Annotated in this window: 11 protein-coding genes; 10 read left to right on the top strand and 1 reads right to left on the bottom strand. The window is 43.4% G+C overall.

What is annotated here, in order from left to right; genetic code table 11:
* Positions 1-600 precede the first annotated feature (600 nt).
* The 3 genes from ftsZ (at position 601) to MSWH1_RS04125 (ending at position 3,964) form a co-directional block, all read left to right on the top strand.
* Positions 601-1,782, top strand: coding sequence for a cell division protein FtsZ (gene ftsZ, locus MSWH1_RS04135; RefSeq protein ID WP_048126350.1), 1,182 nt, complete (start codon positions 601-603; stop codon positions 1,780-1,782).
* A 204-nt stretch (positions 1,783-1,986) separates the two neighbouring features.
* Positions 1,987-3,468, top strand: coding sequence for a dihydropteroate synthase-like protein (locus MSWH1_RS04130; RefSeq protein ID WP_048126348.1), 1,482 nt, complete (start codon positions 1,987-1,989; stop codon positions 3,466-3,468).
* 37 nt (positions 3,469-3,505) lie between these two features.
* Entirely contained in the window at positions 3,506-3,964 is a 459-nt protein-coding gene (locus MSWH1_RS04125) for a hypothetical protein (protein WP_048126347.1), read from the top strand.
* Positions 3,965-4,631: 667 nt separating this feature from the next.
* On the opposite strand, the gene MSWH1_RS04120 is transcribed toward MSWH1_RS04125, so the two are convergent.
* The gene (locus tag MSWH1_RS04120; RefSeq protein WP_048130217.1) at positions 4,632-6,662 is read right to left on the bottom strand and encodes a sodium-translocating pyrophosphatase; all 2,031 of its coding nucleotides are present in this window, start codon (positions 6,660-6,662) and stop codon (positions 4,632-4,634) included.
* Positions 6,663-7,671: 1,009 nt separating this feature from the next.
* On the opposite strand from MSWH1_RS04120, the gene MSWH1_RS04115 reads away from it, so the two are divergent.
* From MSWH1_RS04115 to proS, 7 genes are all read left to right on the top strand, one after another.
* A complete protein-coding gene (locus MSWH1_RS04115; protein ID WP_048126345.1) occupies positions 7,672-9,687 on the top strand; it encodes a sodium-translocating pyrophosphatase in 2,016 nt (671 codons plus the stop codon).
* A 1,227-nt stretch (positions 9,688-10,914) separates the two neighbouring features.
* A complete protein-coding gene (locus MSWH1_RS04110) occupies positions 10,915-12,048 on the top strand; it encodes an MFS transporter (RefSeq protein WP_048126343.1) in 1,134 nt (377 codons plus the stop codon).
* A gap of 182 nt (positions 12,049-12,230) precedes the next feature.
* Entirely contained in the window at positions 12,231-13,394 is a 1,164-nt protein-coding gene (locus tag MSWH1_RS04105; protein ID WP_048126342.1) for an MFS transporter, read from the top strand.
* Positions 13,395-13,553: 159 nt separating this feature from the next.
* On the top strand, positions 13,554-14,039 hold the full coding sequence (locus MSWH1_RS04100; protein WP_048126340.1) for an RNA-binding protein: 486 nt from the start codon (positions 13,554-13,556) through the stop codon (positions 14,037-14,039).
* Positions 14,040-14,146: 107 nt separating this feature from the next.
* Entirely contained in the window at positions 14,147-14,527 is a 381-nt protein-coding gene (gene sepF / locus MSWH1_RS04095; RefSeq protein ID WP_048126338.1) for a cell division protein SepF, read from the top strand.
* Complete coding sequence (locus MSWH1_RS04090) at positions 14,524-15,168, top strand: ZPR1 zinc finger domain-containing protein (RefSeq protein WP_048126327.1); 645 nt, start codon at positions 14,524-14,526, stop codon at positions 15,166-15,168. The genes sepF and MSWH1_RS04090 overlap by 4 nt, the downstream gene beginning before the upstream one ends.
* Positions 15,169-15,435: 267 nt before the next feature.
* Positions 15,436-16,878: a proline--tRNA ligase gene (proS, locus tag MSWH1_RS04085; RefSeq protein ID WP_048126323.1), complete on the top strand. Its 1,443-nt coding sequence runs from the start codon at positions 15,436-15,438 to the stop codon at positions 16,876-16,878.
* Positions 16,879-17,247: the final 369 nt, after the last annotated feature.

Raw genomic sequence — 17,247 nt, 5'->3', positions numbered from 1 at the left:
AGCAAGAGCCTTAAAATCTTCGAAAGATACCGAAAAAGTTTTTAAGATGAGAATTCTACTTAAAAGTAATAATATAAACAGTTTCATTAAATGGAAAGTATCCCAGTTTGGACGTCTCGAAGAAAACGTGGTAAAGAGGCCACATACACAATAATTTGAGAAAAGCAGGGCAGCAAAATAACAGATCAGAAAGAAAATAAAAATTGCCCTGACATGTATGATCGAGATAGCTTTCCTGACAAAAGAGACTTTCTAGAAAAGTTCAGCCTAATGTATATAAACATTATGTAAATTCCTTGCCTTTTCACCCTGAGAATTAAGAGTAAGGGCTGAAAAAGGTGAAATATATGAAAGTTATGGGTGACATATTTAAACTTCATATACAATTTAAAAACACTGTTTAAACATACTCAAAATGTTTAAGTGTAGTAGAGCACCAACTTGTTAAAGATAACGGATAGAAATCTTTTAGAAGGTTTTTACAGGTTATCCCCAATTCAACTATCTAAATAGAAATTTGCCCCCCGATTAGAGGGTGGGGAGTCAAAGGAAAAAATAAAGATATTATGATGATAAACGAAATCCAGCCGAGGGGATAAATTGCAATCTATAGTACAGGAAGCGATGAAATTCAGTGAAAAAGAGAAGGAATACCGAAAAACTTCCTCCTCCGAAGAAGACTTCGAAGACTTCGGGCAGCCGAGAATTATGATTGTAGGATGCGGGGGCGCAGGAAACAATACCGTAAACCGGCTCTACAACATAGGAATCGAAGGCGCAGAAACAGTATGCATCAATACAGACAAGCAACACCTTGACAATGTAAGGGCTGACAAGAAGATCCTTGTAGGAAAAACCCTCACAAGAGGCCTGGGGGCAGGCGGCTATCCAGAAACCGGAAAGAAAGCCGCAGAACTTGCCAGAGGCACTCTTGAAGAAGTTCTAAAGAATGTCGACCTTGTTTTCATCACAGCAGGTCTTGGAGGAGGCACTGGAACCGGAGTTGCTCCCGTAGTTGCCGAGGTTGCAAAAGAACAGGGAGCAATCGTCGTAGGGATGGTTTCAAGCCCCTTCAGGGTCGAAAGAGCCCGCATATTCAAAGCCGAAGAAGGACTTGAAGACCTGCGCAGGGCAGCAGACACAGTAATTGTCCTGGACAACAATAGGCTGCTTAACTACGTACCTAACCTTCCGATTGACCAGGCTTTCTCAGTAATGGACCAGTTAATTGCCGAAACCGTGAAAGGAATAACTGAAACTATTACAGTGCCCTCTCTGATCAACCTTGACTACGCCGACATCAGGACTATTATGAGCTGCGGCGGAGTTGCCGTAATGCTTGTTGGGGAATCCAAAAGTCAGGACAAGAGCACGGAAGTCGTGCGGACCGCCCTGAACCATCCCCTGCTTGATGTTGATTACAAGGGTGCAACCGGCAGCCTTGTCCATGTAACAGGCGGGCCTGACCTGAGCCTGAAGGAAGCCGAAGAAATTGCTTCCATGCTGACCTATGAACTTTCCTCAAGTGCCAATGTAATATGGGGCGCAAGGATCAGGGAAGATTATGAAGGCAAGGTCCGGGTAATGGCAATCATGACAGGTGTCCAATCTGCCCAGATCCTGGGCCCTCAGGCGGGAGCTGGAATCCTGGAGTCCAGAGCCGAGGCTGAGTCCATCCAGGAAAAGAGATATGGGAGACTGTATTCGGTGGGCAAAAGAGGAGAGACTGCAGGGCCTCTCAGAAAAAAGCACGAAGAATCGATTATTGATTTCATAAATTAAACCAAGCTCAGGAAAAAGCCCGGGCCCGCGAGTTTCCGGGCCCCCCTCAGGTTATTCCCCGGATTTTTTTGGAGAGCAATCAGAGATTTGTGGAAGGAAGTTTCCTCAAGGCACATAGCTCGGGTTTTTCCTGACCGGACACTCATTTTTTGAAATGATTATCGAACAGATACTCTTTTTTATTAGCGATTCTATCTAAAAAATATGGAAATTTTGATTGCAACAGGGCGGCTTGCGGAAAATACCGTGAGGAAAGCAGCTGGAGAAAAAGCAGACGTCCTCGTGGCAGACATTGACATTGCCGCATTTATAACCCCAAAAAAGCTTATTAAAGCCTTTTTGGAGGCAAGATTTTCAAACCGATATGATCTTATTCTACTTCCCGGGCTGGTAGCAGGGGACTTTTCAAAAGCCTCGGAAGAGCTGGGCTGCAGAATCCGGCTGGGCCCAAAACATGCTTATGACCTCAGCTTTGTGCTCCATTTTGCAGAGGAGGTTGAGTTTTCCAAAAAAGTTCCGGCCTGTGAGCTTCTCGCAGATGTGCGAAAGGAGATGGCGCTTGAGCTTATCAGGAAAGCCGAAGAAGAAGCTCACTCTCCCCTTACTCTTAGTGGAGTAAAGCTAGGAGGTAATTCCTGCATGAAGGTCATGGGAGAGATTGTAGGAGCAGCGGAAATGGACCCTGCGGACCTGGAGATAAAAATCGAAGCTTTTATCGCCCGTGGAGCAGATATTATCGATCTGGGAGCTACACTTAACACCCTTCCGGACCAGGTACGGAGAACAGTATCCCTCGCAAAAACCCTTACATGTACTCCAATAAGTATCGATACGCTTGACCCTGAGCTTATAAAGGAAGGAATAGAAGCAGGAGCAGACCTTGTTCTGAGCCTTAACGGCACGAACATGGAAACTGCAGGCCCCCTGGTTGCAGGAGCAGGCGTTGCAGCAGTTGTAATTCCCGATGAAGGAAACAGTCTGGAAAGCCTGGTAAGAAATATCGAAGCTGCCCGCAGGCTTGGGATCGAAAAAATCATAGCTGACCCTGTCCTTGACCCTGTAGGTCATAATATAACCAAATCTATTGTACGCTACCATGAGTTTCACAGAAAATATCCTGAAGTTCCGTTATTCTTCGGAGCTGGCAATGTAACGGAACTCATGGACGTGGACACAATAGGAGTAAATGCCACACTCTGCGGGATCGGAGCAGAGATAGGGGCAAGCATCCTTTTTACCCCCGAATACAGTGACAAAGCCCAGGGTTCCATAGGAGAACTGAAAAAAGCCTCAGAGATGATGCAACTTTGCAGGATAAGGGAAAGCTCCCCAAAGGATCTTGGCATTGACCTTCTCTGCTTAAAGGAAAAACGAAGGCGTCCTGATAGCCCCCTCCCTGAAAAAGTAATCATGGCCAGAGCTTCGAAGAACTGGCGTGTAGACCCTGCAGGTCCCATTCGAGTAAGGATTGTGCCGGACAGAATAAGTGGAAACGGCGGACTGATTGTAGCTGAACACGAGAAAGCCGCGGTTGCAGGAGAGAGTGCCAGGGAAGTTATGGACACGCTGCTCGAACTTGAGCTGATCTCGCGCCTGGACCATGCTGCATACCTTGGAAGAGAACTGGAAAAAGCCGAACTTGCCCTGCGCTTTAACCGGAGTTATGCCCAGGACGATGTATTCTGAATACACTGGAAGGCAGACAAAATAGAGATGTGAGAAAATGAAACTCGAAAATGAAGATAAACAGTCAATCTTTGAGATAGTTGCAGCCCGCTATTTCACAACACAGAACTGGAAATGGGTAAACCTGAGGAAAGACCTCAATAAAATCATCAAATCCTATGAGGAATTGAACGAACAGTATGCTTCTTACTCTTATGTGAGCCGGGACTGGTATGTGGAAAATATGGGATCAAGGAACATCCACATGTGCAATACCTGGAATGAACTTAAGGCCCTGGTTACCTTCCTCAACACCAATGGGCAAACCTTTAATTTCCTTGTGAACACAGGAAATCGAAAGTCATTCTGTATCGTAAGCGACTCAAGAGACCTGGATGAGACCCAGGCAAATGCAATCAAAGAAGTACAGAAACTGGGATACAACACCTTTGTGTTCCTTGCTACAATTCCTGATGAGATCGAATTCCAGCTGCTTCAGGTAAGGGGAGTTAACTGAACTCTCCATACTTGCAAAAAACAGGTGCTTCAAAAAGACAGGTTTTCTTATTCTTTTACATAAGTTATTTTTCTCGCTCATGCCGAACATAACGGACGTTGATTAAAAAAGAACATTAATTAAAAAGTAAAGAAGTTAAAGAATTCACAGCCTGGCAAATTATTTTTGATAAAAGGTATAGAACTCCCCTAAATGCCGTATAAAATCGAAAGATTTTTATATCATAAGTATCAAATAGGAAACTGTATTCCTTTTTAGAGATTCGACATATAAATAATCATCGTGTATAAACAGCCGATTGTATATAAAAAAATTTGTGTGTGAATAACATCGTGTGTGAATAACTTATCATAGTGTGAACAAGAGGCTTGTCTATGGGACAGGAAAGAACGAAGAGCCGTTGCTATGCTGTTTTTTGTTCCTGCCGGCATAAATCCCCGGTGCTTAAAGTAGCTTAAGCTGTGGATAATTAATTCATGGGCCATCAAACCGGAAAATTTGAGCTACTGGAAGAAAGGGCACGTTCTTCAGGTACTCAAAAAAGAGCAATACGAAATACAGGAAATAGACACCTGCCACAGATTTAAGTAAAAGAAACACTGGAGAGGAAGACCAGAATGAACCAAGAAAAAAATAAAAAATAAAAAAAAGGGAAAAAGTTAAGGAATTACATAAACAAGGGTGCAAACACAACAGCCACAATGCTCATGAGCTTAATGAGGATGTTGATTGCAGGACCTGCCGTATCCTTGAAAGGGTCGCCTACGGTATCGCCGGTTACACCTGCTTTGTGGGCATCAGAACCTTTTCCGCCGAAGTTTCCAAGTTCAATGTATTTCTTTGCATTGTCCCACGAACCTCCTGCATTAGACATTGTGATTGCAATCATGAAACCTGAAACCACAGAGCCCGCAAGGAGTCCGCCAAGAGCCCCGGCTCCAAGTAAAAGTCCGACTAAAAGAGGTGCTGTAACAGCAAGAAGTCCGGGTGCAATCATCTCTTTAAGAGCAGAGTGTGTTGAGATTGCAATACATTTGCTGTAATCAGGATCTGCTTTGCCTTCCATCAAACCTGGAATCTCTTTAAACTGCCTCCTCACTTCAACAACCACTTCACCTGCCGCATTTCCGACAGCCAAAATGGTCATTGACGAGAAGAGGTAAGGAAGCATTGCCCCTATTGTAAGCCCGATGAATACGTTAGGGTTCATAACATCGATAGCATCGAGACCCACTGCAATACCATATGAAGCGAAGAGGGAAAGTGCAGTAAGAGCTGCTGACCCGATTGCGAAACCTTTGCCCATAGCTGCCGTAGTGTTTCCTACCGCATCAAGTGTATCGGTAATCTGGCGCACCTCTTTCTTCTGGTGAGACATCTCTGCAATGCCTCCTGCGTTGTCAGCTACAGGGCCGTATGCATCGACTGAGAGGGAGATCCCGAGCGTTGCAAGCATTCCGACAGCTGCAATAGCTATGCCATAGAGGCCGGCGAGCTGGAACGAAATATAGATTGCAGCACTGATAATAATAACAGGCCAGAGAGTTGACTCCATTCCTTTTGCAAAACCTGTAATGATATTGGTAGCTGAACCTGTCTGGCAGGAATGTGCAACCCTGAGAGTCGGCTTTTTATCATATGATGTATAGTGCTCCGTGATCTGCCCTATAAGGAAACCTGCAACGAGCCCTGCAACGGTTGCAAAGAAGACATTCAGGCCGTATTCCCCAAGTAGCTGGGCTGTAACGAAATATGAAGCAGTGACTGTAAGAACGATTGCAGCAATCAGCCCCATATTAAATGCCATGTGGATTGCTGAAGACTCTGTTTTGTTTGTACGGACAAAAAAAGAACCGATAATAGATGCAAGGACTCCAACAGCTGAAATAATCAATGGAACCAGAACAACATTCATAATTGGGATGCCAGGGAAAGTAGTTGCTGCTGTTGACGCTGCAAGAAGCATCGTTGCAAGGATTGAACCTACGTATGATTCATAGAGGTCAGCCCCCATTCCGGCAATGTCTCCGACATTATCTCCGACGTTGTCAGCAATTACGGCAGGGTTTCTTGGGTCATCTTCCGGGATTCCGGCTTCAACTTTGCCTACAAGGTCTGCACCGACATCAGCAGCTTTGGTAAAGATTCCGCCACCGACACGAGCAAAGAGAGCAATAGACGAAGCTCCAAGTGAAAAGCCTGCAACAATGTTCACGGTGGTGAGCAGACCCAGATCTGTAAAGGCATTTGAAAGAATTATAAATGAAATAGACAGCCCAAAAAGACCAAGACCTACAACACTCATTCCCATAACAGTACCGGATGCAAATGACACCTTGAAAGCCGGACCAATACCCCTGGTGGCAGCATTTGTGGTCCGCCCATTCGCAATGGTAGCCGTAAGCATCCCTGCATACCCAGCTGTTGCGGAAAGCACTGCACCAAAAACAAAACATGCTGCAGTGAGGACTCCGTTAGGCAGAATTAATGCAATTACAATTGCAAGGAAAACGACAAAAACAGCGATTGCACGGTATTGCCTATTGAGATAGACCATGGCTCCACCGTGAATTGCCGCAGTAATTTTCTTAATAAGATCATTACCTTCGCCTTCTTTTCGGACGTTTTTGTAGGACATACCTGCAAAAATCAGACCAATAAGGGCACATATTGGTGCGAGGTAGATTAACATATCCATAATTTCAACCATCCTACCGGAAAACACATCAAAAGCACTTTAAGATAGTAATCCTCCAAAGTACTTTTTCGTGATAATAAATGGGTCTTTGTATATAAATTGATACTCGATTATCCGTTGATAATCCGGAGGAACTGAGAATTTCAGCCCCTGATCAGCAAAAATTTTTCATTGCGAACAGACACGTTGTAATAATCCCATATAAATCTACTCGACAGTAATATGCCACTATCTCATAGATTGAGATTTTACCTTTTTGTATCGGTTTTTGTATTTAAACAACTCTTTTGATTTAGACAACTTTTGCCGGTTAAACGGTCCCTGCTCATATCTGGTTCCTGCCCATTTCCCTCCGGGCAAAAAACCAGTATCTTCCTCGCCAGGGGGAGGAATACGGTAACTTATTTAGTAGAATCAAAGTTGCGCTGGCACACCCCACAGCAAGCTAGCGGGGTATTCAACTGAAATAAATATCTAAATTAGAGGTGCTCCCTGGTTAATTGGTTAATATTATTTCAAAATGACCTTTTGTTGTATCTCCTGTTCTTTATTTTTACATGCTGCACCGCCCTGCTTGAGCCCACCTGCATACAGTAGATAAAAAGAATCATCAGGCAGGCTGAAAACCTGATACTAAATATCACCCCTGTAGCTAAGGACGCCCAAATTAGATGAACAAAAAAGCACCGCAAAATTATATTAATTAAAATCTGTATAAAAAAATTGCTGTGATTAAAAGAGTTAATAGACCTTTGATTAGGCAAAAGGGCGCAAAAGTTTATATAAAAAATAATTATTTACGCTTTCGCCGAAAATGGGGCTTTAACAATGAAAAATAATACTTTAGAATAATACTAGAATTGATATGTAAAAATCATTATAAAATAAAGATATATGTGAAACATAATATTTGAGATAATAAGGGAAATTGAAGCTAAAGGATGGGAACTAGAGGACTATAAAAATATTGTAATGTGAAAGGGTGTCAAAACCAAAGGATATGAAATTTATGGAAAGTTTAATATATATTGCTCCTTTAGCAGGCATTATAAGTCTGGTCTTCGCTGCTTTTTTTGCAAAAAGCATCCTGAAGGAAGATACCGGCAATAAGAGAATGCAGGAAATAGCCGGAGCAATTCAGGAAGGAGCTATGGCTTATCTAAATCGCCAGTACAAAACGATTGCAGTGGTTTCGATCATTCTCTCATTCCTAATTCTGTTTTTACTTGATGATGGAATGAAAATAGCTATTGGTTTCCTGGCAGGTGCCATAAGTTCGGCTGCTGCCGGCTATATCGGGATGAGCGTCTCAGTAAGGGCAAACGTCCGGACTGCTCATGCGGCATCAAGCGGGCTTGAGAGAGCCATGTCAGTTGCATTTCGCGGCGGGGCTGTAACAGGACTTGCAGTGGTAGGGCTTGCACTGCTCGGAACAAGTAGCTTTTATATTCTCTATGGGGACGTTGACTTGGTTGTCGGATTTGGTTTCGGAGCCAGCCTTATCAGCCTCTTCGCAAGAGTTGGCGGAGGAATCTTTACAAAAGCTGCAGACGTGGGTGCCGACCTGGTAGGTAAACTCGAAGCCGGGATTCCTGAAGACGACCCACGGAACGCAGGAGTTATTGCCGACAATGTTGGTGACAACGTGGGCGACTGTGCAGGGATGGGGGCAGACCTCTTTGAAACATATGTGGTTACTTCCCTGGCTGCCATGCTGCTCGGTTCCCTTATTACCAACACTTACGAAAATGCCATCTTCTACCCACTGATACTTGGTTCTGTCGCAATCTTTGCGTCCATTATATCTGTCTTCTTTGTGAAGATGGGAAAAAAAGAGAAGATCATGCAGGCTCTCTACAAGGGTGTAGGTGGCTCTGCAATACTCAGTCTTGTTGCATTCTATTTCGTAACCAACTCTCTTATGGGTGACATCAGGTTTTTCTACGTCACTCTAGTAGGCATCATAATCACGGTGCTTATGGTGATGATTACGGAATACTACACTTCCACAAGCTACAGACCGGTAAAAACAATTGCATCCTCATCAGAAACAGGGGCTGCAACCAATATTATATCAGGGTTATCGATAGGCTTTGAAAGCACGCTTGTGCCCACTGTAATAATTGTGATAGGCATCCTTACTTCGTACTTTATCGTGGGAGGAGCAGCAGACTCGGGGATAGGGCTCTACGGAATTGCCATCGCAGCCGTTGCAATGCTCTCAACCACAGGCATGATAGTTGCTCTGGACTCTTATGGCCCAATTACGGATAACGCAGGCGGAATTGCCCAGATGGCAAACCTGCCGGCCAAGGTCAGAAAAGTCACTGATGCTCTTGATTCCGTGGGAAACACTACAAAAGCTGTTACCAAAGGATATGCTATAAGCTCGGCAGCTCTGGGTGCACTTGCCCTCTTTGCAGACTATCGCATCAAGGTAAATCTTGAAGGGCAGCCCCTGACCCTCGATGACCCTGTGGTACTTGCAGGACTTCTTCTCGGAGCGCTACTGCCTTTCGTATTTAGTGCAGTTACGATGAGTGCGGTAGGAAAAGCTGCTTTTGAGGTAGTAAATGAAGTCCGCAGGCAGTTTCGGGAGATCCCGGGCATTATGGAAGGGACCGCTAAGCCGGAATACGGGCGCTGTGTTGATATCGTAACAAAAGCGGCCCTCCATGAGATGGCAATGCCTGGTTTCCTTGCCGTACTCGTGCCTCTGCTTGTGGGGTTCATCCTTGGCCCAAAAGCGCTTGCGGGGCTTCTCATAGGGCTTATTATAGTTGGGTTTATGTTAGCCCTAATGATGGATAATGGAGGAGGCGCCTGGGACAACGCAAAAAAACTGATCGAAGATGGAAATTACGGCGGAAGAGGCTCAGAAGCTCATAAAGCTGCAGTGGTAGGGGATACTGTAGGCGACCCATTCAAAGACACTGCTGGACCTGCCCTCAACGCCCTGATTAAAGTTGTGAATATGGTGGCAATTCTCTTCTCATCCCTTATACTACACAGCGGCTTTTTCTAAGGGAAGAAAAGGGTCTGAAATCCCTTAATTCGGGAACCCATATTCCCAATTTTCACATCTCATATTTTATTTTTCCGGCGTACCCGTTTTTCAGGCCATTGTTTTTCAGGCCATTTACCCTTAACAACACACTCATTTTTTACAAGTATACCCATGAATCAAAACATATTATTCAGTGAGTTGCTCTTCAAAAATTGTATGTTTTATAGAATGATATACTCGCTTCTTTATAGTAAAATAGAAATTAGTTAGAGAATTTTGCATACATAGATTAAATTTATTCAAATATAAGAAAGGATTGAAAATATCTATTGTAGGATAAATAGCAATTACAAGAGATAAAACAACTCAAAAAAAGATATAACAGAAATAGAAAAATAGAAAAGATAATATAATAGTTAATCTTATTATACACATAATAGAAAGAAATCATCAAAATTAAAATAGAACAAGAGTTCAGAAATTAGTCAACGTTTAAAGACAAAATAAATTATGAAGGTCAAATTCACAGGGAAAAATAATCCACAGGGGAAAATGCCAGGAACAGAAAAAATTAGCTTTCAAATTAGAAATAAAACAGAAAAAAAACAGAAAAAAAGAGCTTCCAAATTAGAAATAAATTAGAAGTAAATTAGAAGTAGTGTGAGCGGGTTGGGGAGTGGGGGGTCATATGGGGAGTGGGGGGTATGGTATGTGAAAAAAGTTTCCCGCTCACATTACTCACATTATCCCTATTCAAAGTAATTATATAAATAGCTATGCATTTCTTTCGAGTTTAATATAATACGCACAAAATTATCGTGACTAGTTATTCCAGAAAAAACAATATCATAGCCATCTTTTTTGATACCCGAGGGACAAATTTCTGTGAATTGAGATTATTTAATTGTTGGTTATTGATTGTTTTTTTTCGATTGCTTTTTTTCATATATCACAAAGTAGTAATCAGATTTACCCGGTTTATCAAAACCGACATCATTCGACTGATTAATACAAGTTGAATAATTAAAAAATTTCATGTAAAATGTCGTGCAAGAACATTACCCTCGTGCAAGGACATTGCCCAGAACTTTCTGTTTTCGTACATTTTCTGTTTTTTGCATATATTTGCATATATTAACAGATGTTCAAAGAAGAAGAACCCGCAAATATTGAAAGAGGAATAACAGTTTCTAGGTAGAGCAGCCACAATAAGAAACTTATACGAGATTGCGAGTTTTAAATTCTATGAACCCTGAGAGGCGTTTGATTTATATTGCAGTTTTTACAATAATGGGGCTTTCAAATACTGTAATTCCCATCCTCCCGGAACTTGCTGCCCGTTATCACAGTACGTTTGGAGAATTTGCGTCAAGCCTGCTCTTTTCAGGGTACTTTCTGGGAGCCCTTGCAACAATGCTTCCCTTCGGGATTCTGGCTGACAGGTTCGGAAACCTCAGGCTCATAGGGCTTGGCATTATTCTTACAGCCATCTCAGGGCTAATTATCCTTTTCTCCGAAAACCTATGGGTCCTTATTCTTTCAAGGTTTATGGAAGGCTTTGCCTGTGGAGCTTTTTTTCCTGCAGCCTTTTCTACACTCTCAAAGTGTAAAGACCCAGGACGTTATATGGGAGAATTCACCTTTCTTTTCAATGCCGGATTAGCTTCCGGAGCTTTAGTCTCAGGACTGCTGGCAGATATCTATCTGAAAGGATCCATCCTTATATTCACTTTTATAGCTTTACTTTCAGTTATCCCCCTTCTTCCCAGACACAGAGAACTCATCAACCCTAAAAGAACGGGAGGAAAATCAGAGTTACCGCCGGACTCAGGTTCTCTCGGAGACCATTTCAAACATTCTTTCAGCGAAGTTGCAGGGCTCCTTAACCACCATAATTCAGGAATATGGTTGAGTTCTTTTTTGCTTAACGGAGTGATCGGAGTTCTTATAGCCTACTATCCTGACTACAGTCTTGGAGTCCTGACAAAAGCCCAGCTTGGAAGCGCTATTGCAAGCCTTTATATCTGCGCCATGATATCTTCCATTCTGATAGGGCGTTTTATGGTTAAGGAAACGGCAATCATCTGGATAGGATTATCTTTTTCTGCCCTTGGTGCTCTTTTTGCCACCAAATGCCCCTTTCTGGGTTTTTCAATTCTCGGAGGAGGATCAGGAATCGCAATGGTAGGCTTTGCCCTGGCTGTTGCAAGAATGGATGCAGATAGAGGTCTTGCAATGGGGCTTTTTAACACAACCATATATGCAGGCCTTTCCTTGTTTCCAATCGCTTCGGGGCTCCTTATAGGAACCTTTAGCTTTGAAGAAATATTTGTCGCAAACGGATGTATCCTAGCAGGAGCCCTTCTATTAAAAGACTGAAAGATAGTATCTACATTCAGATCTTAGGCAGACACTTTCCAGGAGATACCCCTTGTCTCCTTTTACTTTAACATAACAAAGCGCTCCATCCAGAAGTTTATTTAACATAGATTAGAAGGATACATGAAAGTCAACTTAGAGAAAATTAAATTGCCGATAAAACACACCGAACATAAAACCCCATGAACTCTAAAAAACTCATACTCTACTCTTCAGTCTTTGCGATCCAGGGCCTTTCTAATGCAGCAATCCCTGTCCTCCCGGAGCTTGCAGGAGAGGGCAATGCAAGTCCTGCTGTATCAAGCCTGCTTTATTCCGGATATTTTATAGGAGCCCTTCTAACACTCCTCCCATTTGGAATCCTTGCAGATAGAATAGGAAACCTGAAGGTAGCAGGCCTGGGAATCACGCTTACTGTTATTTCAGGGCTTTTTATTTCATTTTCGGACAACCTGTGGATCCTGGGCATCTCAAGATTCGTAGAAGGTCTGGGCTGCGGGGCTTTTTTTCCTGCTGCCTTTTCCATGCTTGCTGAATGGAAAGACAGCAAACGAAGCCTGGGGGAATTTAATTTCCTGTTAAATGCCGGACTTGCTGCAGGAGTTTTTTTTTCAGGAATGCTTGCAGAACTGGGAATCAAAACTGCAATAGGCATCTTTACCATTCTCGCAGGCTTTTCCTTTACCCTGCTTCTTATTGAAGCCTGGACACTGATATCATCAGGCAGCACTGGCAGTAAAAAGAAAAAATCCGGCACCTCAAACGGCAAGGGAGCTTCAGGAAACCAGCCTGGAACTTCAATTACCATCGAACCTGCCGGATACCTGAAAAAAGCCAGAAAAGCTTTTTCTGAAAGCGGCTTCTGGAAGATCTGGGGAATTTCGGTTCTCCTCTACGGAACCACAGGCCTGTTGACTTCAAACTATCCGGAATACAGTGCTGACTTCCTGACAAAACCGGAGTTAGGGCTTGCAATTTCAGCCTCATATATAGCTGCAATGCTGAGTTCCCTGGCTGCAGGGAGGACAAGCGTAGATTATAAGAATATAATAAGGACAGGAATAATCCTTGCAGCTGCGGGCATTCTGCTCTCTGTAAAAGCACCTCTGCTGGCATTTTTCCTTATCGGTGCCGGAGGAGGGGCTGCAGTTATAGGGCTTATTACTGCCGTATCCAGAATCAGCTCGAGTGGACTTGCAATGGGGCTCTTTAATACGGGAATTTATGCAGGTCTTGGGCTGGTACCGGTTTTTGGAAGTTTATTGATAGATCCTTTTGGCTATGAAACGGTGTTTCTCGGAAGCTCCCTGGTGCTTCTTATGATGCTTTTTATAAAATTTGAATAAAATCCTTAAACATCGGGAAAAAGCCATAAGAGCAGGATAGAAGCTTTAAAGGGAGATTAAAGACCCTGCGTCAGGAACCTTGGGGAACCACATAAGCTTTAAAAAGCTCAAAAACCCTATCCTATGAATAATCGCAACCTTTTGAAATCAGGTGATTTATTGAAAGTAAAGGCAAGAGTTCAGCTGAGGAAAAATGCAAAGAACAAGATGTTAAAAGACCTTGAATCCGCCTTCGGTGAAGAGATGGCAGAGCTGGAAAACAAAACTCTGGAAAAGGTTACTCTGGATGAATATTCCCTTATCCTCGTGGAAGGCAGGCCACTTCTGTTTGAAATAGAGGGGACTCTTTTCCCTACAGTCCGCGGAGCTCTTGAGATGGGGCTGCAGAAACGTCTTGTTGTTGTAGACAAAGGAGCTATTCGTTTCGTTTCAAACGGGGCGGATATTATGGCTCCCGGCATCCTGGAAGCAGACCCTGAAATCAAAGAAGGAGACCTCGTCATTATAGTTGAAGAGACCCACAGAAAACCTCTTGCCATAGGAAAAGCTCTCATGAAAGGGCAACAAATGGTTGATGCAGATTCTGGAAAAGCCATAAAGTCAATAACTTATGTAGGAGACAAACTCTGGAATTTTGAGTTATAACAGAAACTGGAAACCAGTGTGGCTTTATAATAGCAAAATTAATTAATATAGATCCCGATATAGGACATTACTATCCAAATTTAAAAAAATACAAAAGGCGTGCATAAATGGCAAAACTCATAGACAAAATCCTTGGCGGCAATGTAAAAAGTTCTACCAGTGCCGAAGATTACACTGAAATTGACCTCAGCAAATATGAAGAAGTCATGGAGGACGAGCCTGCAGAGACTTACGTAAAAATTGCAGATGTTTCAAGCATCAATCAGATATCCGCACTCAAGCAGGAGATTTACAATGGGAACATACTTATGATTGATATCTCAAACATCAGAGGCGATGACCTGTTAAGGGACAGGGTTTTAAAAGAGCTGAAAGATGTTGTTGTCGATGTCCATGGAGATATCGCAGGCGTCAAAGGAAACACTGTGATTGTAACTCCTACTGGCATTAAAATCGACAGATCAAAGATTATTGGTGGAAAATATTGAATCAGGATTATTTTAAGAATGAAAACTTTGAGACAAGGATCACCTGCCCTTTGTGTCAGAACGACCTTGTAATGAAGTGGCAGAGAGATAATATTCCCTATTTCGGGGAGATCATGTACATAACTGCAAAATGCCAGTGCAGTTTCCGTTTTGCAGATACTATGATCCTCTCTAGTAAAGAGCCCATGCGCTATGAGCTGTCAATTGAGAACCTGGAAGACCTGAACGCAAGAGTCATCCGCTCAACCTCCGGAACAATCCGAATTCCGGAAATGGGGATTACAGTCGAACCCGGCACGGTTTCTGATTCATATATAACGAACATCGAAGGTGTGCTGCAGAGGGTCCAGAATGTCCTTATGACTGCAAGCAAATGGGTACAGGAGGATGAAGAGAAGTTCGCCCGCAGCCAGGAACTCCTGCGCATGCTCAATGAAGTAATCGAAGGCAAGAGAACAATCACAATTATCATTGAAGATCCGCTCGGAAACAGCGCAATAATTTCGAAAAAGGCTGTAGCTACTAAACTCTCAAAGGAAGAGGCTGAGGATCTAAACACCGGCATGATAGTTTTTGATGTTGACAAATCCGAACTTGAACATGATTTTTCGGACAATGTCCAGCCCCTCGGAGGAGATTAATTCTTTTTTCCGATTTTTTAACAGCCCTTACGTGATTCAGGGATAGAGCCCCCATATAGTTATTTACTTTTATTTCAATAAAGGCAAGCACGTTAAGGGCTATGCAGGCATTTTCCTGTCCAGATAAAGTTGCAGAGATGCCGCACAGGGTGCAAAATCCGAAAAAGCCATATGCAGGACCTTTAGGATAGGCAACTGGACTGAACACGTTTCATAATATGGTTTGATCATAAAAATTAACTGAGATCACGATAATACGGTGAAGGTATGGCAGAAAGCGAAAAAGAAGCAGCACTCCCTCCAAAAGAGGAATTCAGCGATTGGTATAACGAACTCCTGTGGATGGCAGAAATAATGGACGTCCGCTACCCTGTGAAGGGGCTTTATGTCTGGTATCCATTCGGTTTTGCCATCCGGAGGACCACTTACAACATCATCAGGGAAATTCTGGATAACAGCGGACACCAGGAGGCCCTCTTCCCCCTGCTGATTCCCGAAAACGAGTTCATGAAGGAAGCCGAACACATCAAAGGCTTTGAAGATGAAGTATACTGGGTCACCCACGGAGGAAAAGACCCTCTTGACATCCCTCTGGCACTCCGCCCCACAAGTGAGACTGCAATCTATCCGATGTACAAGATGTGGGTCAGGTCTCATGCGGATTTCCCTCTTAAGCTCTATCAGATAGTCAATACTTTCCGCTACGAGACAAAGCATACCCGCCCTCTGATCAGGCTAAGAGAGATTACTTCTTTTAAAGAAGCCCATACCGTGCACGCCACCTGGGAAGACGCAGAAGCCCAGGTAAAGGAGGCTATTGAGCTTTATACCGAGATATACCGCAGACTGGGAGTTCCTGTGCTCCGTTCAAGGAGACCTGACTGGGACAAGTTTCCGGGCGCCGACTACACCGATGCTATTGATGCAATGATGCCTGACGGAAAGACCCTCCAGATAGGCACAGCACATCACCTTGGGGACAACTTCGCAAAGACCTTTGATATCAAGTACGAAGCCCCTGATGGAGAACAACGCTATGCCCACCAGACCTGCTACGGGATCTCAGAGAGGTGTATTGCTGCCACGATTTCCATACACGGAGATGACAAAGGACTTGTTCTGCCTCCCGAAATCGCACCTATTCAGGCAGTCATTATCCCGATTATTTTCAAGAAGGGGGCAGAAGAGGTGCTTGCAGCCTGCAGGGATGTTCAGGAGCGCCTGAAGAAAGCGGGAATTAAGGTAGAAATTGATGCAAGTGACCTGCGCCCTGGAGCAAAGTACTATAGATGGGAAATGAAAGGTGTACCTCTAAGGCTTGAAATCGGCCCACGAGACCTGAAGAACAATATTGCGGTTGCTGTCAGGAGAGACACAGGAGAAAAGGAACAGATCCCTCTGCCTGAAATTGAAGCCGGAGTACTTTCGAGGTTTGAGGCAATCCATAAAAACCTCTACGAAAAAGCAAAAACAGAACTTGAAAGCCGCATCTTTGACTGTACCGAACTTGAGGAAGTAAAGGAAAAGATCCAGAAAGGTGTTGCAACAATACCCTGGTGCGGCAAAAGAGAGTGTGGACTTGCGATGGAAGACCGGATAGGAGCAGGAATCCTGGGAATTCCCCTGACGCCAAGAGGAAAAGGAAAGGAGAAATGCCCTTCCTGTGGAGAAGAAACCGAAACCCGCGTTTACGTTGCAAGAACATACTGAGCCATTAAAAACCTTTTTGTAAAAATTCAGCAGGAAAAAATATGGGGTAGATACACCCCATATTCCTGGTATTTACTCCTGTACCATTTACTTAAAAGAGTTCAGACGTACAGAAGATCCAGACTTGAAGAAATAAGGGGAAATTAAGCGGAAAATTCCTTTCAGGCCACTCAATTCATTTTTTCAAAACAGTTGACAACCCTTCCCGGGAAGATTCTCTTTAAATTATAACATCCACTTTAATAGCCCGGATACAGTACCACGTTTATACTTAAAGGGTGCCCATAAGCTTATACTCAATTGATATTTATTAGATAGTTTACAGCGACAAAGCAACAGATTACGAAATTTGAACAAAATAAAGTAAAG

The organism is Methanosarcina sp. WH1 (assembly GCF_000970005.1).
Taxonomy (GTDB): Archaea; Halobacteriota; Methanosarcinia; order Methanosarcinales; family Methanosarcinaceae; genus Methanosarcina.
Note: the sequence above shows the minus strand (reverse complement) of the source record. Positions and strands in the feature narration are given on the sequence as shown.